A 17,995-nucleotide genomic window follows, 5' to 3' on the forward strand; every position below is an offset into this window, starting at 1 on the left:
CGCCGCCTCCGCCCGGGGGCAGGAGGCGGCGGCGGCTAGGCGCCCGGGTCGGCGGGGAAGGGCCCGAGGCCGAGCAGGAAGCGGAGGATCGCATCGGCCGGCACGCGCAGGGCGGGGCCGGAGCCGAGCTCCCACTCCGCGTCGGTCGGAGCGAGGGTGCGTCCGCGGACAGCGGCGCGGATCGCGAGCGGCGCACGCTGCAGGCGGTCCAGGGCCACGCCGCCGGTGATGCGGGAGGAGAGGGCGAGCGGCTCGGCGGAGAGCGCGAGTTCGACGCGGACGATCTCGACCAGCTCGGCGACCGAGCGGGGACCCGCGCCGGCGCGGCGAGCGGAGGCGAGAGCGGCCAGGGTCGGGGCGATCTCGGCGGGAGGGGGAGGGGAGGAGGCCTCGCGGGCGCCCATCCGCGTCGCGAGGCGCTGGCCGGTGCTGCTCGAGAGCCGCACGACGAGCTCTCCGAGCAGGGCGTCCCGGGAGACGGGACTGGCCGCCTCGCCCTCCGTGGTGGAGGGGGAGGCGGCCAGGACGGCGAGGCGGTCGAGCCGCTCGGCGGCGAGGGGGCGCCAGTCGTTGCTGACGCCCGTCTCGTCGACCGAGGGCCCGGTGCTCAGCGGCAGGAACCGCGACCAGTCGGGCACGACCGCAGGGCCTAGCGCCCGCCCGAGCGGCGCTTGTTGTAGACGTCGAAGGCGACCGCGAGCAGGAGCACGAGGCCCTTGACCGCCTGCTGCCACTCGATGCCGATGCCCATGATCGACATGCCGTTGTTCAGCACGCCGATGATGAGACCGCCGATGATCGCACCGCCGATGGTGCCGATGCCGCCCTGCACCGCCGCGCCGCCGATGAAGGCGGCGGAGATGGCCTCGAGCTCGAAGCCGTCGCCCGCCTTCGGACCGGCGAGGTTGAGCCGCGCGGTGAAGACGAGGCCGGCGAGCGCCGCGAGGACGCCCATGTTGACGAACAGCCAGAAGGTGACGTTGCGCGTCTTGACGCCCGACAGCTCCGCGGCGTGGAGGTTGCCGCCGATCGCGTAGACGTGACGGCCGAAGACGGAGCGGTTCATGACCACGCCGTAGATCAGGACGAGCACGGCGAGCACGATCAGGGTGACCGGGATGCCCTTGAAGGTGGCCAGCGCGAAGGCGAAGGCCGCGATCACGACGGAGACGAGGACGAGCTTGGTGACGAACCAGGTGCCCGGCTCGACGCTCTGCGCGTACTTCTGGCGGCCGCGGCGGGTGCGCACGGACTGCACGGCGAAGGCGACGATCGCGAGCGCGCCGATGACGAGCGACAGCGGGTCGAGGTCGGTCTCGCCGAACAGGTCGGTGAGGAAGCCGTTGCCCAGCGCGCGGTACTCGGTCGGGAAGGAGCCGATGTTCGCGTTGCCCAGGACGACGAGCGCCAGGCCGCGGAAGATCAGCATGCCCGCCAGGGTCACGATGAACGCCGGGATCCCGACGTACGCGATCCAGAAGCCCTGCCACGCTCCGACGAGGGCGCCGATGAGGAGGGAGAGGACGATCGAAAGCCACCACGGGAGGCCCATGTTGACCGCGAAGACGCCCGAGACCGCTCCGACGAACGCCGCGACCGAGCCGACCGAGAGGTCGATGTGCCCGGCCACGATGACCATCACCATGCCGATGGCGAGGATCAGGATGTAGCCGTTCTGGACGATCAGGTTCGAGATGTTCTGGGGGCGGAGGAGGATGCCGCCGGTCATCACCTCGAACAGCAGCACCACCACGATGAGGGCGATGAAGATGCCGTTCTTGCCGAGGTCGCCCAGCACGTGGCTGAGGCGCTTCGTGAAGGCGTTCTCGGTGGGCTTCACCTGCGCACCGGCCGCGGTGGACGGTTCGTTCTGCAGATCGGTCATCGTTGCTTCTCCTGGGTCATGAGGGTGAGGACCGCCTCGGGCGTCGCCTCGGCGATGGGCAGCTCGCCCGTGATCCGGCCCTCCGACAGCGCGTAGACGCGGTCGCAGATGCCGAGCAGCTCCGGCAGCTCGGAGGAGATGACGATGATCCCCTTACCCTGCGCCGCGAGCCGGTTGATGATGGTGTAGATCTCGTACTTCGCACCCACGTCGATGCCGCGGGTGGGCTCGTCGAGGATGAGGACGTCCGGGTCGGAGTAGATCCACTTCGACAGGACGACCTTCTGCTGGTTGCCGCCGGAGAGCTTCCCGGTCTTGGCGAGCACGGTCGGCGACTTGATGTTCATGCTGCCGCGGTACTCGTTGGCGACCTCGAACTCGCGGTTGTCGTCGACGAGTCCTCCGCGGGCGACCTTGTCGAGCGACGCGAGCGAGATGTTCCGCTTGATGTCGTCGATGAGGTTGAGGCCGTAGTGCTTGCGGTCCTCGGTCGCGTAGGCGAGCCCGTGGGCGATCGCCTCCGAGACGTTGCGGATCTTGATCTCCTTGCCGGCCTTGAAGACCTGGCCCGAGATGCGGCTGCCGTAGGAGCGGCCGAAGAGGCTCATCGCGAACTCGGTGCGCCCGGCGCCCATGAGTCCCGCGATGCCGACGATCTCGCCGCGGTGCACCGTCAGGTTGACCTTGTCCACCATGACCCGGCTCGGGTCCTGCGGGTGGTGGGCCGTCCAGTCGACCACGCGCAGGATCTCCTCGCCGATGTGCGGCGTGTGGTCCGGGTAGCGGTGGTCGAGGTCGCGGCCGACCATGTCCTTGATGATGCGGTCCTCGGTGACGTCGTCGTGCGCGATCGTCTCGATGGTCTTGCCGTCGCGGATGACCGTGACGGTGTCCGCGATCTTCTTGATCTCGTTCAGCTTGTGGCTGATGATGATCGACGTGATGCCCTGCTCCTTGAGGTGCAGGATCAGGTCGAGCAGGTGGTCCGAGTCCTCGTCGTTCAGGGCCGCGGTGGGCTCGTCGAGGATGAGCAGCTTGACCCGCTTGGAGAGCGCCTTCGCGATCTCGACGAGCTGCTGCTTGCCGACGCCGATCTCGAGGATCTTGGTGGTCGGGTTCTCGCGCAGACCCACGCGGGCCAGCAGCGCCGCCGCCTCCTGGTTGGTCTTGTTCCAGTCGATCAGGCCGCCGAAACCGCGCACCTCGTTGCCGAGGAAGATGTTCTCCGCGATGGAGAGGTAGGGGCTGAGGGCCAGCTCCTGGTGGATGATGACGATGCCCTTCGCCTCCGAGTCGCGGATGCTGGAGAACTGCATCACCTCGTCCTCGAAGACGATGTCGCCCTCGTAGGTGCCGTGCGGGTAGACCCCCGACAGGACCTTCATCAGCGTCGACTTGCCGGCGCCGTTCTCCCCGCAGATCGCGTGGACTTCGCCGCGCTGTGCGTTGAGCGTGACGTCCTGGAGCGCCTTCACGCCCGGGAACGTCTTGGTGATGCCGCGCATCTCGAGGATGTTCGTGGTCACGCGTGCCTCCCTTCCTTCGTAGTGGGGGAGGGCGCCCACTGGGCGCCCTCCCGGGGTGTTCCTTCTCGGGTGAGGAGAGAGGACTAGCCGTTCACTTCCGCATCCGTGTAGTAGCCGCCGTCGACGAGGACGGACTGGATCTGGTCCTTGGTGACGATGACCGGCTCGAGCAGGAAGGACGGGACGACCTTCTTGCCGTTGTCGTAGGTGTCGGTGTCGTTGACCTCGGGCTCGGTGCCCTCGAGCACGGCCTGGGCCATCTTCACGGCCTCCTTGGCGAGCTCGCGGGTGTCCTTGTAGATGGTCGCGTACTGCTCGCCGGCGATGATCGCCTTGACGGAGTCGAGCTCGGCGTCCTGACCGGTGATGATCGGGAAGTCGGAGCCGACGGTGTAGCCGGCGTCGGTCAGAGCCGAGATGATGCCGCGGCTGAGGCCGTCGTAGGGCGAGAGGACGCCCTGGACCTTGGAGCCGTCGGAGTACGTCTTGGTGAGGATGTCCTCCATGCGGCTCTGGGCGACCTCGCCGTCCCAGCGGAGCGTGGCGACGGTGTTGAAGTCGGTCTCGCCGGACTTCACGACGAGCGTCTTGTCGTCGATGTACGGCTGGAGGGTGTCCATCGCGCCGTTGAAGAAGAACGTGGCGTTGTTGTCGTCGGGGCTTCCGGCGAACAGCTCGACGTTGAAAGGGCCGGCGGGGGCGTCGGCGGCCTTCGCGCCGGTGAGGTCGGTCAGACCGAGGCCCGCGAGGAGCGAGGTGGCCTGCTGGACGCCCACCTTGTAGTTGTCGAACGTGGCGTAGTAGTCCACGTTCTCGGAGTCGCGGATGAGGCGGTCATAGGCGATGACGGGGATGTCGTTGGCCTTGGCCTCCTCGAGCACGCTCGTGAGGGTGGTGCCGTCGATCGAGGCGACGATCAGGGCCTTGGCGCCCTTGGTGATCATGTTCTCGAGCTGCGAGACCTGGGTGGGGATGTCGTCCTCGGCGTACTGCAGGTCGACCTGGTAGCCGGCCTCCTCGAGCTGCGACTTGACGTTGTTGCCGTCAGCGATCCAGCGCTCGGACGACTTGGTCGGCATCGCGACGCCGACGAGGCCGCCGTCGCCGGATCCCGAGCCCGAGCCGCCACCGGTTCCGGAGGAGCAGGCGGCGAGGGAGAGGATCATCGCTCCGCCGGCGATGCCGGCGATGAGAGCGCGCTTCATTGTGGTCACTGTGATTCCTTCGTCATTGAATGCAGTGGATGCAGGGCCGCCCTCGGGATCGGGGCGGAGATGTGACGCCATGTGAGCGATCACATTGCGTCATGCTAGACCCGACGGCGCCGTTCGTGTCAACGCGCACGTCTCGACTCGGTAACGGGACAGCGGCGGGCCTGCGCGCCGCGTCGTCCGCTCTCCGACCGCCGGTGTCAAGGGTCCCCGGCCTCGGAAGGGAGCCGGAGCCGTCGGCGTTGCGTTCAGCACTGTCGAAAGGACGCACACCATGACGAAGACCTGGTTCATCACCGGCGCCTCGAAGGGCTTCGGCCGCGAGTGGGCCGAGGCGGCTCTCGAGCGCGGCGACTCGGTCGCCGGCACCGCCCGCCGGATCGAGACCCTCGACGCCCTCGTCGAGAAGTACCCGGACACGTTCCTCCCGCTGACCCTCGATGTGACCGACCGCGAGGCGGACTTCGCCGCCGTGCAGGCCGCGGCCGAGCGGTTCGGCCGGCTGGACGTCGTGATCAACAACGCCGGCTACGGGCACTTCGGCATGATCGAGGAGCTCACCGAGGAGGAGGTCCGCGCGCAGCTCGAGACCAACGTCTTCGGCGTTCTCTGGGTCACGCAGGCCGCGCTGCCGATCCTGCGCGAGCAGGGCTCCGGGCACATCGTCCAGGTGTCCAGCATCGGCGGCATCAGCGCGTTCCCCTCGATCGGCGCCTACCACGCGTCGAAGTGGGCGCTCGAGGGCTTCACCCAGTCGCTGGCCGCCGAGGTCGCCGGCTTCGGGATCCACGTGACCCTCGTCGAGCCCGGCGGGTACTCGACCGACTGGTCCGGTCCCTCCGCGTCGCGCAGCGAGCCGATCGCCGCCTACGACGAGGTCCGCGAGGCCGCGAGCCGTCGCCCCTCCGCCGCTCAGCAGGGCGACCCGAGGGCCTCGCGTCTCGGGATCCTCGCGGTGGTGGATGCGGAGGAGCCGCCGCTGCGCATCTTCTTCGGACGCGCGCCGCTGGGCATCGCGACGGCGGACTACGAGTCGCGTCTGGAGACCTGGAAGCGCTGGAACGACGTGTCGATCGCCGCTCACGGCGAGTGATCCCGGGCGGTCGCGGCGCGTGGGCGCCGCGGCCGCCGTCAGCGCGAGCTGGTGACGCTCGCGTTCCGGGGGACGGCCGTGGATCCGCGGACGACCAGCTGCGGAGCGATCGGCGCGGCCTTCTCCGGCCGGTCGCCCTCGATCAGGCTGAGCAGCGCGGCCACGCACCGGCGTCCGAGCTCCACGAAGTCCTGGCGGACGCTGGTCAGCGGCGGCCAGTAGAACGCCGCCTCGGGGATGTCGTCGAAGCCGATGACGCTGACGTCCTCCGGCACGCGCACCCCGCGCTCGTGGAACGCGCTCATCAGTCCGAGCGCCATCTGGTCGTTCCCCGCGAACACCGCGGTGAAGTCGAGGAAGCGCGAGAGCTCCAGGCCCACGCGGTGGCCGCGCTCGGCGCTCCAGTCGCCGAGCAGCGGCGGGCGCAGCGGGATCGAGCGGTGGTCGAGCTCGGCGAGGTAGCCGCGCATCCGTGCCTCGGCCTCGATCCAGTCCTGCGGGCCGGCGAGGTGCACGATCTCGGTGTGCCCGAGGTCGATCAGGTGCCCTGTGGCGATGCGGGCGCCGGCCATCTGGTCGACGTAGAGCGCGTCGTCGCGGTCGTCCTCGCTCGTCTGCAGCGTCACGTGCGGGATGCGCAGCGCGACTCCGGAGAGGATGTCGAAGACGCGGATCTGCGGCGCGACGACCACGAGGCCCTCGACCGCCTGGTTGAGCAGGTGCCGGATCCCGGCCTGGATCGACGCGCCGTCGGTGCCGTCGACGTTGGCCGTGACCACGAGGTAGCCCGCGTCGCGCGCCGCCACCTCGATGGCCTGGATGCTCGAGGCCGGGCCGTACTGGAGGCTCTGCGAGGACAGCACGCCGATGGTCCGCGTGCGGCTGGTGACGAGGGCCCGCGCAGCGAGGTTGGGGCGGTAGTCGAGCTCGGCCATCACCTCGAGCACGCGCTTCTTCGTCTCGGCACGGAGGCTCGGGTGGTCGTTCAGGACCCGGGAGACGGTCTGGTGCGAGACGCCGGCCGCGCGGGCGACGTCGTAGATGCTCGGCGCCCGCGACGCGGGCTTGTCTTCCGGCATCGGGCACCGCGGCTCTCTGTGATCGGCGCCTCCGACGCAGGACCGGGGCGCCCTCACGGGCGGCTCGCCCGTCCGCGGGCGCGTGTGAGCACACTTTACGTCCCTCGGCGCGGGGGCCTGCACACCGACGGAACCTCGACGGCTCGGACGGGGAGGTCGCTCCTGATCCGCCGGAGGTTCCGGCAGCGCCGGTACGGGCGCGACGGAACGACACGATCCGCGCCTCCGCCCCGGGGTCGTTGCGGCGGATGGTCGCCGCGGTCGGGTCAGCCGTCGAAGACCTCGGCCGAGGCGAAGGCGGCATCGGAGCGGAGCACGGAGACGAGTTCCGCGGGGCAGTCCTCGAAGGCCGTCCTCTCCGGACCGGGAGGCGTCTCCGCTCGGAAGTCGACGACGAGTCCGTAGCAGGTGTAGACCTCGCTGGGACCGCTGAACCAGCCGCCGTCGTCCGCTTCTCCCGGGATCGGACCGGACGCGAGGAAGAGCGAGAAGCGGGCCTCGCCGTCCGTGACGTCCTCGTCGTAGAGGACCACTCCGCCGTCCGCGAAGATTGAAGGATCGACCGACTCGGCCTCGCCGTTCCAGCGGGGGACGGCGATTCCCGAGAGATACGTCGTCGGGTCCTCGAGGGGCGGTGGATGAGCCTCCGGATCCAGGCCGTGGAGGATGCCGATCGTCTCGTCGAGCGACTCGTGGACACTCGCGCTGAGCGGATCCTCGACCGCGGCCATCTGCCGCCACAGCCTGCCGTCGATCCCGCTGTCGTGGCCGTGGTACTCCGTCGCGCACGCCGAGAGCGACGCGATGGACGCCACTGCCGCCGCTGCTCTCCACGCCCTGCTGATCGACACGCGGCTCATCCTGCCCGACGCTCCTCGTCAGCGGGTGCGGAGGACCTGCGGGGCCCGGAGGAGGGCGACCGCCGAGAGGGCGAGAGCCAGGAGCTGCGTCAGAGCGACAGGCGCCGAGAGGAGGAGGACGACAGCCGGGGCGGGCACGTTCCCTCCGCCGAGCGTGACCACGGCCGCGACGGCGAGGTAGCAGGCGTGGAGCGCCGCGCAGGCGAGGGAGGCGCGCCACCACGTCGTCCAGCGGACGAGGAGCGGCGGCAGCGCGATGAGCGCCCAGAGCGCGAGCCTCGGCAGGCCGAGGGCGGAGCCGTTCAGGAGGAGGTCGACCAGCGCGATCGCGGCGATCGGGCTGGTGAGGACCGCGGCGCCGAGCTGCAGGAGCTTCGAGGGCAGCAGGGGGCTCGGGCGCATCGGACGAGGCGAGCGGGCGTCGTGCTGATCGAGCGCGGCGCGGGCGATCTCGACGGGGTCGCCGAAGGAGCGCGCGAGCTCCGACTCGTCACCCGCGGCGTGCTCCGAGGCGTCCTCGAGCAGCTCGCGTCGCGACCGCCGCGGCAGGACCGCCAGTTCGCGGCGCAGCAGGGCGGTGTAGCCGCGGCCTGTCGTGTCCGTGGTGTGCGTCGTCATCAGTGCGTCTCCAGGAGGTCGTCGACGGTGGATCGGAACGGCGCCCAGGCCGCCCGGAACTCCTCGAGCCGGGCGCGGCCGGGGGGAGCGAGGGTGTAGTAGCGCCGCTGTCGGCCGAGGCTCGGATCGGTGAGCTCCGTCGAGACGAGTCCGCTGTCGCGCAGGCGGGAGAGGAGGGGGTAGAGCGTGCCCTCGCCGGCGAGCAGGCCCTTCTCGCTGAGGGTGAGTGCGAGGTCGCGTCCGTACTTCGGCTCGCCCGAGATCGTGGCCAGGACGCAGAACTCGAGGACCCCCTTCCGGAGATTCGTGAGGATCTTCTCCGCGTCCGTCGCCATGCGGACCACTATGCCTTGCGTCGCAAGGCCTGGCAATACCTAGCCAGGGGCCGGAGAGCACCGGCTCGCCGTCGCCTCGGGGCTGACGCGGGAAGGAGTCCGCTCCTTCCTCGCGGAGGGATGAGAATCGGTCGGAGAGGCGGTTCGATCGCGCCTCGACGATCCGGAACCGAAGGGAGGGAAAGGCCTCGAGAAGGCGCTGCCTCGACAGAGATCGGAGATGACGAATGGACGACGAGGAACGGGCCCGGTACCTTCCCGCGACGAAGCGCAGTGCTCCGACCGATCAGGGCGAGGCGACCGCGGAACGCCGGGACTCGGTGGTGACGGCCCTCCTCCGGGAGCTCGACGCGGTCGATCCGCACGGACTGGAGCCGGGTCGCGTGAACGGCGCTCCCCGCGACGAGTACGCGGCCGAGGCGGCTCCGATCGCGAGCATTCTCCTGCGCCGAGGACGGATCACCGGCGAGGAGCTCGACGCCGTCCGGCGGTTCTGGTTCAGCGAGCCGCTGAGCGATCTGCTCGGCGACGGTTTCGCCCCGCTCCTGGCGCGGCTCGACCGGCTCGCGCCTCCGCCCGCGGGGGAGTGACGGGGGCGGAGGCAGTCGACAGCTCCGGACCCCGCCGCTGCGGTCACCGCCCCGCCCGGCTCCCGATCACCTGGAGGAGCCGCAGCTTGTCGTGGCTCGCGGAGCCGGGCTCGGCGGTGTAGACGAGCAGGTGGTGCGACTGCTCCGGATCCACGAGGGTCTGGCACGCGAGCTCGAGCAGCCCCACCTCCGGATGCACGAACCGCTTGACGACTCCGGGCCTGACTCCGACCTCGTGCTCGGCCCACAGGTCGCGGAACTCGGCACTCCGCGGCGTCAGCAGCTGCACGTAGTGCGCGGCACGGGAGCCGGGGCCGCGTCGGGTCGCCACCTCGCGGAGTCCGGAGACCCAGAGCCGCCCGAGGTGCTCGTGGTCCTCCTCGGCGTAGAGCCGGCGACTGGCCGGATCCGCGAACCAGCGGTAGCCGATGCTCCGCTCGGGGCCCGTGAGGTGCGCCGTGTCGCCGGTGAGCGCGGCTCCGAGCGGGGTCTGCAGCAGGGTCTCGCCGAGCTCGGTGACGACCTCGGCCGGAGTGTCCTGCAGCCGGTCGAGGATCCGCCGGAGACCGGGAGCGACGTGGTCGCCGGAGAGTCCTCGAGCCGGCGGCTGATGCCCGGCGAGGCGGAAGAGGTGGTCGCGCTCGCTCACCGTCAGGTGGAGGCCGTGAGCGATCGCGGCGAGCATCTGCTCCGACGGCTGGGGGCTGCTGCCGCGCTCGATCCGCGCGTAGTAGTCGGCCGACATGCTCGAGAGGGCGGCCACCTCCTCGCGACGCAGCCCGCTCGTGCGGCGGCGCGCGGTGCGGGGGAGACCGACGTCCTCGGGCTGCAGCGCCTCGCGGCGGCGGCGGAGGAACTCGGCCAGCCCCGCGGAGTCCATGTGGTTCAGGGGATCCTCCCTCGATCGCCTCCATCCTCCCCGGCGTGCTCCCGCTCAGCCACTGCCTGCCGATCCACGTCTCGACGGGCGGTGGATGAGGATCGGGCACCGGCGCAGGCTCGTCTCAGCCCCCCGCGGATCGTCTGCGGAGGCCGATCCAGGAGGTCCCGCCATGCCCCGTCGACCGTTCGACATCTCCGTCCCCGACCTCACCGGTCGCCGCGCTCTCGTCACCGGCGGCAGCGACGGTGTCGGGCTCGCGCTGGCCGCCCGGCTCGCGGGCGCCGGCGCCGACGTGCTGCTGCCGGTCCGCGATCGGCGCAAGGGGGAGGCCGCCGCGGCGCGGATCCGGGAGCGGCATCCCGCCGCGCGGATCGTGCTCCACGACCTCGACCTCGCGTCCCTGGCCTCGGTGAGGATGCTGGCCGACCGTCTCGCCGACGAGGGCGGGCCCCTGCACCTGCTCGTCGCGAACGCCGGAGTGATGACGCCGCCGCAGCGGCGCACCACGTCCGACGGCTTCGAGCTGCAGTTTGGCACCAACCACCTCGGCCACTTCGCGCTCATCGGCCGGCTGCTTCCGCTGCTCCGAGCGGGATCCGCGCGCGTCGTCTCGCAGGTGAGCATCGCGGCGGCCCAGGGTGCGGTCCACTGGGACGACCTGCAGTGGGAGCGGAGCTACCACGCGGGGCGGGCGTACAGCTCGTCGAAGATCGCGCTCGGCCTCGTCGGGCTCGAGCTCGACCGGCGCTCGGCGGCGAGCGGCTGGGGCGTCACGAGCGGCCTCGCTCATCCCGGGATCGCGCCGACGAGCCTCCTCGCCGCCCGCACCGAGACGGGCCGCTCCCGAGACGGCCTCGACGTGCGGACGATCCGTCTTCTCTCACGACTCGGCCTGCTCGTCGGCACGGTCGACAGCGCCTCGCTCCCGGCGCTTCTCGCGGCCACGTCCGACGGGCCCGGCGGACGGATGCACAGCCCGAGCGGGCCGGGTCGCCTCGGCGGCGCGCCCGCGCTGCAGCGGCCCTACTCCCGCCTCACCCGCACGGATGACGCTGCCCGCATCTGGGCGCTCTCGGAGGAGCTGACGGGCGTCCGCTTCCCGGCGTGATCGCCGGACGGCTCGCTCCGCCCAGCCCCGCTCGCGGAAGAAGCGGATCAGCTCGCGCAGGGCCGGGAGCGTCGCGCTCTCGGCCTCGGCGTCGTCGAGGTCGTCGAAGGAGGTGCGGAGCCCAGTGGACCACCGACGGGGCCGCCCGCACGGCCACTGCCCACGGTGGCGGCGGACTGCTGGAGCTAGCCGACCGTGATCGGAGCGGCGGACGGCCGGGTGCCCTGCCGCATCCAGACGAAGAAGCCGACCAGGGTGAAGGCGCCGTAGAAGACGTACATCAGCCCCGACGCGTAGTAGCCGGCCGAGAACAGCAGCGGCACGCCGACCAGGTCGACGGCCACCCAGATGAGCCAGAACTCGGTCCAGCCCTTGGCCATGCCGTAGGTGGCGAGCACGGAGCCGACGAAGATCCACGCGTCGCTCCAGACCGGCTCGTAGGAGCCGAGCGCCCGGAACACGGGGGTCAGCACCGCGGTGCCGCCGACCATCCCGAGCACCAGCAGGCCGCGGGTGCGCCACGACGCCCAGCGCGGCTCGATCAGCGTCGCGGAGTCGTCGGGGCGGTGGGTCCACCGGTACCAGCCGTAGACGCTGACCAGGATGAACATCACCTGCCGCCCGGCCTGCCCGAGCAGGTTGACGGGGTTGGGCGTGCCGAACAGAGCGCCCATGAAGACCGTGAACAGCAGCACGTTGCCGATGAGGCCGACGGGCCAGGCCCAGACCTTCCGCCGCATCCCGCCGAGCGCGCTGAGGAGCCCGAAGACGTTGCCGATGACCTCCCGCCAGAGGACGGTCTGCTCGCCGATGACGATCTGCGCGTCGAACAGCCAGTGCACGAGGTCCACGAGGCCTTCTTCCTGAGTCGGGATGCCGGGTGGTGCAACCCTGCCCCATCCCGGGCCATTCCCGCCGCGGGCGGATGCGGGCGCCGCGCGCGGACCCCGCAGTCGGCGGGTCGTCGCTCCGGGTGGGGGACCGGGATCGACGCCCCGCTGCCCCGCCGCGACCGTAGGCTGGCGGGATGACGTCCCGGGTGCGACTCCTGCTGGCCTCGTCGCACCCCGGGCCGACCGTGACGGTCACCGTGCTGGCGACCGTGATCGCGGCGGCGTCCGGGCATCCGCTCGGGCAGGTCGTGCTGGTGGCGCTCGCCGTGCTCCTCGGGCAGCTCTCGATCGGGCTCGCGAACGACTGGATCGACGCCGACCGCGACCGCGCGGTGGGGCGCACCGACAAGCCGGTCGCGCAGGGGCTGATCGGCGTGGGCGCCGTCCGCGCCGCCGCCCTGGGCACGGCCGCGGCCGCCGTGGTGCTCTCGCTGCTGCTCGGACCGGTCGCCGCGATCGCGCACCTGGTGCTGGTCGCCGCGGGCTGGGCCTACGACGCGGGGCTCAAGCGCACGGTCTGGTCGGTCGCTCCGTTCGTGGTCGCCTTCGGTCTGCTGCCGGTGGTCGCGGTGGCGGCGGGCGACGGCCGGCTCCCCGCCTGGTGGGCGATCGCGACCGGAGCCGTGTTCGGCGTCGCGATCCACTGCACGAACGTGCTCCCCGACCTGGTCGACGACGAGGCCACCGGGGTCCGCGGCTTCCCGCACCGCCTCGGCCTGCGGCTCTCCGGAGTCGTCGCCTTCGGATCGCTGGTGGTCGCCGCGCTGCTCGTGCTCGTCGGACAGCTCGTCGGCGACCAGCCGGTGCGCGGGACCGGGGTGCTGCTCGCGGTGGTCGGGACGCTCGCGGTGGTCGTGCTCGCCGCCGCGGGCATCCGCCTGGTGCTGACCGGCCCGCCGACGCGGACCCTGTTCCGGCTGGTGATCGCGGCCTCGCTCGTGCTGGTGGTCGAGCTCGGGCTGGCGGGCGCGCGGCTGGTCGGCTGACCGGTCGCCGGCGGCCTCAGGACCAGCGCATCGCGTAGACGCGGGCGAGCAGGTCCGAGGTCGGCAGGGCGAGGGCGGTGCGGAGGAAGGCCTCGCGGCCGCGGTGCGCGAGCACGCCGAGCGGGCGTCCGAGCCCCATGTTCGCCTCCGCCTGCCGCGCCGCGCGCCGGGCCGCGGAGGTGCGGCGCCGGGCGAAGTCGGGCCAGGGGCCGGCCTCGCCGCGGCGCACGGCACCGGCCAGGAGCGGAGCGAGCTCGGCGGCGTCGAGCCAGCCGAGGTTCATGCCCTGCCCGCCGATCGGACTGATCTCGTGCGCGGCGTCGCCGATGAGGACGACGCGGCCGACGCCCATCCGCTCGGCCTCACGGCGCCGCACCTGGAAGCCGCTGAGCATCGTGCAGGTCTCCGGGTCGGCGTCGGCGCCCGTCCGGTCGCGGACCGCGGCGGCCAGGGCGCGCGCCGCCTCCTGGTCGGGGTCCTCCTCGGGCCGCCACGCGGGGGCGCCGAGAGAGCGGTCGGGGCCGCTCAGCACGACGTAGCGTCGCCGCCCGCCCGGCAGAGGGAAGGACTCCACCACTCCCGCTGGGCCGACGTCGACCAGCGCGGTGCCGGTGAGGCCGTCGGGCTCGGGGTCGGCGAAATCGCCCATCACGTAGCGGTCCGGGTAGTCGCGGCCGGTGGTGCGGATCCCGAGCAGCTCGCGGACGGTGCTCCGGGCGCCGTCGGCTCCGACGACGAAGGCGGCGCGGACCGAGACCGGCTCGCCGCCGGGGCCGGTGCCGGTCGCCTCGACGGTGGAGCCGCGGCGGAGCAGGCCGGTCAGCGCGACTCCGGGACGCAGCGCCCCCGGAGCCGCCGCCTCCAGCCGCTCGCGGAGGATCGCCTCGGTGCGGTGCTGGTCGAGGGTGACGACGTAGGGGTGCGTCGCGGACGCCCGCGCGAACGAGAGCGTGCCGAGGGTGCGGCCCCGGCTGCGCGCGACGCCCTCGCGGACGCGGGTGGCCTCGGCCAGGACGGGAGCATCGGCGCCGACCGCGACGAACGCGTCGAGCGAGGGCGGATGGATGCCGATCGCCCGCGAGCCGCGCGGCACCGAGGAGCGCCGCTCCCACACCTGCACGCCTGCGCCCGCCCGCGCCAGGAGCGCGCCGAGCAGGAGTCCGACCGGACCGCCGCCGACCACGAGCACGTCCGTCTCCGCTGTCACGGGTCGAGCCTAGGGAGCGGCGGCGCGGCGGGCGAGGGGGTGCGCTCGACCGCCGCGCGTGCTCAGGGTGCGAGCGGAGGCGTCAGAGCGCGTCGACGGCGGCGAGGACGTCCTCGGTCTCGGTGCGCGTCGTGTAGTCGACGTGCACGTCGGCGGTGCGGACGATCCGGTCGGCGTCGACGACCAGGACCGTCGGGTACGGGACGGCCGGGGTGTCGTCGGCGTTGCTGTCCTTCACGGCGAAGCCGAGCGCGGTGTGCGCCTCCTGCGCCTCGCCGCTCGGCGCGGTGACGATGCCGAGGGCGCTCGCCAGCGTGTTGCCGGGGTCGGAGACGACGGTGAAGCCCAGGTCGCCGTTCGCGACGGCCGCGCGCGACCCGTCGGGGGTCTGCGGGCTGATCGCGACGAGGGCGACGCCGCGCGACGCGAGCTCGGGGGCGAGGGTCTCGTTGTAGTGCTTGAGCGTGATGTTGCAGTACGGGCACCAGGCTCCGCGGTAGAAGACGAGGACGGCCGAGCCGGCGCCGAGGACGTCCGCGAGGTCGACGCTCTCGCCGTCGACGGTCACGACGGAGGCGGCGGGGAGCGCGTCGCCGGCGGTGACGGCTCCGCTCGGGGCGCCGGCGGCGACGAGGTCCTCGCGCTCGCCGGAGAAGACGGCGGCGAGCTCGGGGCCGACCGTGTCGTCGAAGCCGACGGTGAACTCGTCGAGCTGCGTGCGGACGGAGGTGCTGGTCATCGGAAGTCCTTCGGTCGTGACGGTCGTGGTCCCCCGTCCGGGAGCCTAGGCATGCGGGGGACCGGGCGCCGGGCGCCCGTCACGCGGCGTCACACGAAGGCCGACGCGTGTCGGCCGGCGAGCGTGGGGCCCGGCCCCGTCACTCCGTCACTCCGGCGCGACGACCAGCTCGCCGCCGGCGGAGCGCGAGACGCACGGCATGATCCAGCGGTCCTGCTCCTCGGGGGTCAGCACCAGGTCGCGGTGCTCCGCCGTGCCGCCGACCAGGCGCAGGCGGCAGGTGCCGCAGGTGCCCGACTCGCAGGAGGAGTCGACGTCGATCCCGGAGGAGCGGAGCGCGGTGAGGAGCGATCGATCGGCCGGGACCTCGACGGCGGCGCCGGTCGGCTCCCACACGGCGGCGAAGGGGACGGCCCGGTCGCCGACGGCGTCGACGCCCGCGAAGTCCTCGACGTGGATCCGGCTCGGGCGCCAGTGCATCGTGAGGGCGAGGACCTCGTCGATCAGCGCGGTCGGACCGCAGCAGTAGATCCGGGCGTCGTCGTCGGGCTCGGCGACGAGCGGCCAGAGGTCGAGCCGGCCGTGGAGAGCGCTGTGGTGCAGGAGGGAGCCGTCGGCGGAGAACTCGTCGAGCCAGGCGGTGTCCTCGCGGGTGCGGCTGAGGTACACGACCTGCACGGCCGAGCCCTGCGCCCGCAGCTCGGCGGCCATCGCGCGGATCGGGGTGACCCCGATCCCGCCGGCGATCAGGAGGTAGCGGGCGGCGGGCCGGAGGGCGAAGGTGTTCGCGGGCGGCGCGGAGGAGAGGACGTCGCCGACGCGGACGTCGTCGTGGAGGCTCCGCGATCCGCCCCGCCCCTCCGGCTCCCGGCGCACCGCGATCGCGTAGTGCGACGGCTCCGCGGATCCCGGCTCGACGAGGCTGTAGCTGCGGCGCTCGCCGGAGGGGGTCGTGAGCGTGAGGTGCGCGCCGGCCGAGTAGCCGGGCAGCGGAGCGCCGTCCTCGCTCCGCAGCACGAAGCGGGTGACGGCCGGGGTGAGCGCCTCCCGCTCGGCCACCAGGAGCCTCAGCTCAGCCACGGAGCACCAGCTCGTCGCCCACGCCGAGCGTGCCGCCGTCGAGGACCTCCGCGTAGACGCCGAGCAGCTCGTGGCCGTAGGTCTCGTGCAGCAGCCGGGGGACCGGCAGGTCGCGCCGTCCGGTGCCCGGCTCGACCTCGGTCGCGGCGCACCGCTCGGTGGCCTTCGTGATCCGCAGCCGCAGCCCACCCGCGGTGAGCTCGCGGCCGAGCAGCTCGAGCTCGCTCCACGCGGGCAGCCCCTCGAGGTGGATGTTCCCGCGGAACCGCAGCGGATCGACGCTCCGGCCGGTGCGCTCGGCGAGGTCGCGGACGCTCGCCAGGTTGATCAGCGAGACGTACTCCATCTCGACGTCGGAGTTGTGGGCGGTGTCGGTGTAGCGGCGCCCCGGGTCGCGGGCGATCACGGGCTCGACGCCGGGCGGCAGGTCGAGCACGCGGGCGGCGAAGGAGCGCAGCGCGGTCCGTCCGTCCTCCGTGTCGAGATCGGCGGCGAGGACCCGGTGGCCGCGGACGTCGACGGTGAGCACTCCGCTCTCCGGGTCGAGGTGCGTGGTCAGGCCCGCCAGGCGCGCTTCGGCCACCAGCACGAAGTACTCGCGCTTGGAGACGCCGTGCCGCATGCCGGGCCGGTAGGCGCCTCCCGGGCGTGCGAGGGCGATCGTGCGGTCGAAGGGGACGCCGCGGCCGGCGGTCAGCTCGACGCGGGGGAGCGGCTGCGGGCTCAGGCCCTTCACCGGGTAGACGAAGAGGCCGTCCACGCGTGTCGTCATGCCTCTATCCTTGCGCATCGCCGGGGAGCCGCCGGGGCCGCCGGGGCGCAGGAGAGCGCGAGGAACGGACGCGGCGCCGTGCGGATCCTGCGAGGGCGGGTCCGGGGGAGCGGGCGCGGGCGTAGACCGGGAGCCATGACCCTCACGGCCCTCATCCCCTCGCTGCGCACCAGCATCCCCGACCCCCTCGATCCGGACGCGTGGCCCGGGAGGACGCACGCGAGCACCACGGACGTCGTGGTCGCCGGCGTCTCGCTGACCCGGCTCGTCGAGGTGTGCGGCACCCCGTGCGTGCACGTCGGCGCGGCGGTGGTCCGCGGGACGGGCGGGTGCCCCTCGGTGCTGGAGCAGGGCACGGCCGTGGTGGTGGGGGTCGTCGCGGTGACGACCGGCGCCGACGGGGAGCGCAGGGTGCTGGTGGACGGGCGGCTCGACGCGGTCCCGGCGGTGCTCGGCGAGCTGCGGCTGCTCGGGCGGGCCTCCGCGGCGTGCGCGCGACCGGCGATCGTCACGGGTCCGGGCGAGGGCGTCGGGGACGGCGTGCAGGCGGTGCTGCCCCGGGACCTCCGCCCCGGCGATCTGCTGGCGTTCCCGTGCGCGGGTGCGCTGCCGCTGAGAGCGCTGCGCTGACGCGGCTCCGTGCTGCCGGGCCGGTCGAGGAGGCGTGCCCGATCGGAGGGGCGGATCCGCTCCGGCGGGCCTCGTCAGTACTGGAGCGAGAGGCCGACCAGGGGCGGGACGACGAGCGCGCCCAGCTCGACGATCGCGACGCTCGCGCCGACGCCGAGCGTGACGGCCGAGAGCAGCCGGGCACGGTCCCTCCGCACGACGCCGATGACGCCGACGATCGCGGTCGCCGTCGCGAGCACGAGCATCGTGACCCCGAGGGCGGCGAAGAGCGCCCCGATCTGCGTGGTGTCGAAGCCGCCCTGGTAGGCGAGGACCGGGATGGCCGTGGTGAGCGCGGTCCGCCCGATCTGCGCGAGGACGAGGACGATCGCGAGGACGAGGCCGACGATGCCGACGACGTCGCGCGGCCGGGACTGAGGGGCGGGGACGGAGGCGGTCACGCCGTCGAGCCTAGGGGCGGGCGCCGCCGCGGGGCGAGCGGACGGGGCGTTCCGGCGGGG

General features: G+C 72.7%; 20 protein-coding genes. 5 read left to right on the plus strand and 15 right to left on the minus strand.

Annotated features, from left to right (window positions below; genetic code table 11):
• Window positions 1–35 precede the first annotated feature (35 nt).
• The 4 genes from GSU45_RS04385 to chvE all read right to left on the minus strand — a co-directional run bounded on the left by GSU45_RS04385 (window position 36) and on the right by chvE (window position 4,616).
• Entirely contained in the window at window positions 36–638 is a 603-nt protein-coding gene (locus GSU45_RS04385) for a hypothetical protein (protein ID WP_159913018.1), read from the minus strand.
• Between the two features lie 11 nt (window positions 639–649).
• Complete coding sequence (gene mmsB / locus GSU45_RS04390; protein ID WP_159913020.1) at window positions 650–1,885, minus strand: multiple monosaccharide ABC transporter permease; 1,236 nt, start codon at window positions 1,883–1,885, stop codon at window positions 650–652.
• Entirely contained in the window at window positions 1,882–3,411 is a 1,530-nt protein-coding gene (gene mmsA / locus GSU45_RS04395; RefSeq protein ID WP_159913022.1) for a multiple monosaccharide ABC transporter ATP-binding protein, read from the minus strand. Before mmsA ends, mmsB begins: the two co-directional genes overlap by 4 nt.
• A gap of 83 nt (window positions 3,412–3,494) precedes the next feature.
• Window positions 3,495–4,616, minus strand: coding sequence for a multiple monosaccharide ABC transporter substrate-binding protein (chvE, locus tag GSU45_RS04400; RefSeq protein ID WP_104224984.1), 1,122 nt, complete (start codon window positions 4,614–4,616; stop codon window positions 3,495–3,497).
• A gap of 280 nt (window positions 4,617–4,896) precedes the next feature.
• On the opposite strand from chvE, the gene GSU45_RS04405 reads away from it, so the two are divergent.
• Window positions 4,897–5,715 carry an SDR family oxidoreductase gene (locus tag GSU45_RS04405; RefSeq protein ID WP_159913024.1) on the plus strand — a complete coding sequence of 273 codons (819 nt, stop codon included), beginning with the start codon at window positions 4,897–4,899 and terminating at the stop codon, window positions 5,713–5,715.
• A gap of 38 nt (window positions 5,716–5,753) precedes the next feature.
• Here the strand turns inward: GSU45_RS04405 and GSU45_RS04410 are convergent, their stop codons facing one another.
• The 4 genes from GSU45_RS04410 to GSU45_RS04425 form a co-directional block, all read right to left on the minus strand.
• The gene (locus tag GSU45_RS04410) at window positions 5,754–6,794 is read right to left on the minus strand and encodes a LacI family DNA-binding transcriptional regulator (protein WP_159913026.1); all 1,041 of its coding nucleotides are present in this window, start codon (window positions 6,792–6,794) and stop codon (window positions 5,754–5,756) included.
• 266 nt (window positions 6,795–7,060) lie between these two features.
• A complete protein-coding gene (locus GSU45_RS04415; RefSeq protein WP_159913028.1) occupies window positions 7,061–7,645 on the minus strand; it encodes a hypothetical protein in 585 nt (194 codons plus the stop codon).
• A gap of 27 nt (window positions 7,646–7,672) precedes the next feature.
• The gene (locus tag GSU45_RS04420) at window positions 7,673–8,272 is read right to left on the minus strand and encodes a hypothetical protein (protein ID WP_159913030.1); all 600 of its coding nucleotides are present in this window, start codon (window positions 8,270–8,272) and stop codon (window positions 7,673–7,675) included.
• On the minus strand, window positions 8,272–8,607 hold the full coding sequence (locus GSU45_RS04425; RefSeq protein ID WP_159913032.1) for a PadR family transcriptional regulator: 336 nt from the start codon (window positions 8,605–8,607) through the stop codon (window positions 8,272–8,274). The genes GSU45_RS04420 and GSU45_RS04425 overlap by 1 nt, the downstream gene beginning before the upstream one ends.
• 227 nt (window positions 8,608–8,834) lie before the next feature.
• Here GSU45_RS04425 and GSU45_RS04430 point away from each other — a divergent pair, with 227 nt between their 5' ends.
• Window positions 8,835–9,197 carry a hypothetical protein gene (locus GSU45_RS04430; RefSeq protein WP_159913034.1) on the plus strand — a complete coding sequence of 121 codons (363 nt, stop codon included), beginning with the start codon at window positions 8,835–8,837 and terminating at the stop codon, window positions 9,195–9,197.
• Window positions 9,198–9,240: 43 nt separating this feature from the next.
• Here GSU45_RS04430 and GSU45_RS04435 read toward each other — a convergent pair whose 3' ends face one another.
• Window positions 9,241–10,077 carry a helix-turn-helix transcriptional regulator gene (locus GSU45_RS04435; protein WP_159913036.1) on the minus strand — a complete coding sequence of 279 codons (837 nt, stop codon included), beginning with the start codon at window positions 10,075–10,077 and terminating at the stop codon, window positions 9,241–9,243.
• A 172-nt stretch (window positions 10,078–10,249) separates the two neighbouring features.
• Here GSU45_RS04435 and GSU45_RS04440 point away from each other — a divergent pair, with 172 nt between their 5' ends.
• Complete coding sequence (locus GSU45_RS04440) at window positions 10,250–11,188, plus strand: SDR family oxidoreductase (protein WP_159913038.1); 939 nt, start codon at window positions 10,250–10,252, stop codon at window positions 11,186–11,188.
• Window positions 11,189–11,373: 185 nt separating this feature from the next.
• Here GSU45_RS04440 and pnuC read toward each other — a convergent pair whose 3' ends face one another.
• Complete coding sequence (gene pnuC / locus GSU45_RS04445; protein WP_104296222.1) at window positions 11,374–12,039, minus strand: nicotinamide riboside transporter PnuC; 666 nt, start codon at window positions 12,037–12,039, stop codon at window positions 11,374–11,376.
• Between the two features lie 176 nt (window positions 12,040–12,215).
• Between pnuC and GSU45_RS04450 the strand changes: the two genes are divergently transcribed.
• Window positions 12,216–13,067, plus strand: coding sequence for a UbiA family prenyltransferase (locus GSU45_RS04450; protein ID WP_159913040.1), 852 nt, complete (start codon window positions 12,216–12,218; stop codon window positions 13,065–13,067).
• Window positions 13,068–13,083: 16 nt separating this feature from the next.
• Here the strand turns inward: GSU45_RS04450 and GSU45_RS04455 are convergent, their stop codons facing one another.
• The 4 genes from GSU45_RS04455 to GSU45_RS04470 all read right to left on the minus strand — a co-directional run bounded on the left by GSU45_RS04455 (window position 13,084) and on the right by GSU45_RS04470 (window position 16,865).
• Window positions 13,084–14,274, minus strand: coding sequence for an NAD(P)/FAD-dependent oxidoreductase (locus tag GSU45_RS04455; protein WP_159913042.1), 1,191 nt, complete (start codon window positions 14,272–14,274; stop codon window positions 13,084–13,086).
• A gap of 82 nt (window positions 14,275–14,356) precedes the next feature.
• Window positions 14,357–15,013, minus strand: a complete 657-nt coding sequence (locus GSU45_RS04460) for a peroxiredoxin-like family protein (RefSeq protein ID WP_159913044.1) — start codon at window positions 15,011–15,013, stop codon at window positions 14,357–14,359.
• Window positions 15,014–15,160: 147 nt separating this feature from the next.
• Entirely contained in the window at window positions 15,161–16,093 is a 933-nt protein-coding gene (locus tag GSU45_RS04465; RefSeq protein ID WP_159913046.1) for a PDR/VanB family oxidoreductase, read from the minus strand.
• Window positions 16,086–16,865, minus strand: coding sequence for an MOSC domain-containing protein (locus GSU45_RS04470; protein WP_159913048.1), 780 nt, complete (start codon window positions 16,863–16,865; stop codon window positions 16,086–16,088). The genes GSU45_RS04465 and GSU45_RS04470 overlap by 8 nt, the downstream gene beginning before the upstream one ends.
• Before the next feature lie 135 nt (window positions 16,866–17,000).
• Between GSU45_RS04470 and GSU45_RS04475 the strand changes: the two genes are divergently transcribed.
• Window positions 17,001–17,495: a hypothetical protein gene (locus tag GSU45_RS04475; RefSeq protein WP_159913050.1), complete on the plus strand. Its 495-nt coding sequence runs from the start codon at window positions 17,001–17,003 to the stop codon at window positions 17,493–17,495.
• A gap of 74 nt (window positions 17,496–17,569) precedes the next feature.
• Here the strand turns inward: GSU45_RS04475 and GSU45_RS04480 are convergent, their stop codons facing one another.
• Window positions 17,570–17,935 carry a hypothetical protein gene (locus tag GSU45_RS04480; RefSeq protein WP_159913052.1) on the minus strand — a complete coding sequence of 122 codons (366 nt, stop codon included), beginning with the start codon at window positions 17,933–17,935 and terminating at the stop codon, window positions 17,570–17,572.
• Between the last annotated feature and the right edge of the window lie 60 nt (window positions 17,936–17,995).

The sequence above is a fragment of the Rathayibacter sp. VKM Ac-2801 genome (genome assembly GCF_009834245.1).
In the GTDB taxonomy this organism is placed as follows: Bacteria; Actinomycetota; Actinomycetes; order Actinomycetales; family Microbacteriaceae; genus Rathayibacter.

What these genes read in the sequence shown, in the direction of transcription:
- GSU45_RS04440 (WP_159913038.1), top strand. Translation starts at nt 10,250, where the DNA reads ATGCCCCGTCGACCGTTCGACATCTCCGTCCCCGACCTCACCGGTCGC.
- GSU45_RS04425 (WP_159913032.1), bottom strand. Translation starts at nt 8,607, where the DNA reads ATGGCGACGGACGCGGAGAAGATCCTCACGAATCTCCGGAAGGGGGTC.
- GSU45_RS04430 (WP_159913034.1), top strand. Translation starts at nt 8,835, where the DNA reads ATGGACGACGAGGAACGGGCCCGGTACCTTCCCGCGACGAAGCGCAGT.
- chvE (WP_104224984.1), bottom strand. Translation starts at nt 4,616, where the DNA reads ATGAAGCGCGCTCTCATCGCCGGCATCGCCGGCGGAGCGATGATCCTC.
- GSU45_RS04470 (WP_159913048.1), bottom strand. Translation starts at nt 16,865, where the DNA reads ATGACGACACGCGTGGACGGCCTCTTCGTCTACCCGGTGAAGGGCCTG.
- GSU45_RS04460 (WP_159913044.1), bottom strand. Translation starts at nt 15,013, where the DNA reads ATGACCAGCACCTCCGTCCGCACGCAGCTCGACGAGTTCACCGTCGGC.
- GSU45_RS04420 (WP_159913030.1), bottom strand. Translation starts at nt 8,272, where the DNA reads ATGACGACGCACACCACGGACACGACAGGCCGCGGCTACACCGCCCTG.
- GSU45_RS04410 (WP_159913026.1), bottom strand. Translation starts at nt 6,794, where the DNA reads ATGCCGGAAGACAAGCCCGCGTCGCGGGCGCCGAGCATCTACGACGTC.
- mmsB (WP_159913020.1), bottom strand. Translation starts at nt 1,885, where the DNA reads ATGACCGATCTGCAGAACGAACCGTCCACCGCGGCCGGTGCGCAGGTG.
- GSU45_RS04450 (WP_159913040.1), top strand. Translation starts at nt 12,216, where the DNA reads ATGACGTCCCGGGTGCGACTCCTGCTGGCCTCGTCGCACCCCGGGCCG.
- GSU45_RS04435 (WP_159913036.1), bottom strand. Translation starts at nt 10,077, where the DNA reads ATGGACTCCGCGGGGCTGGCCGAGTTCCTCCGCCGCCGCCGCGAGGCG.
- GSU45_RS04405 (WP_159913024.1), top strand. Translation starts at nt 4,897, where the DNA reads ATGACGAAGACCTGGTTCATCACCGGCGCCTCGAAGGGCTTCGGCCGC.
- GSU45_RS04475 (WP_159913050.1), top strand. Translation starts at nt 17,001, where the DNA reads ATGACCCTCACGGCCCTCATCCCCTCGCTGCGCACCAGCATCCCCGAC.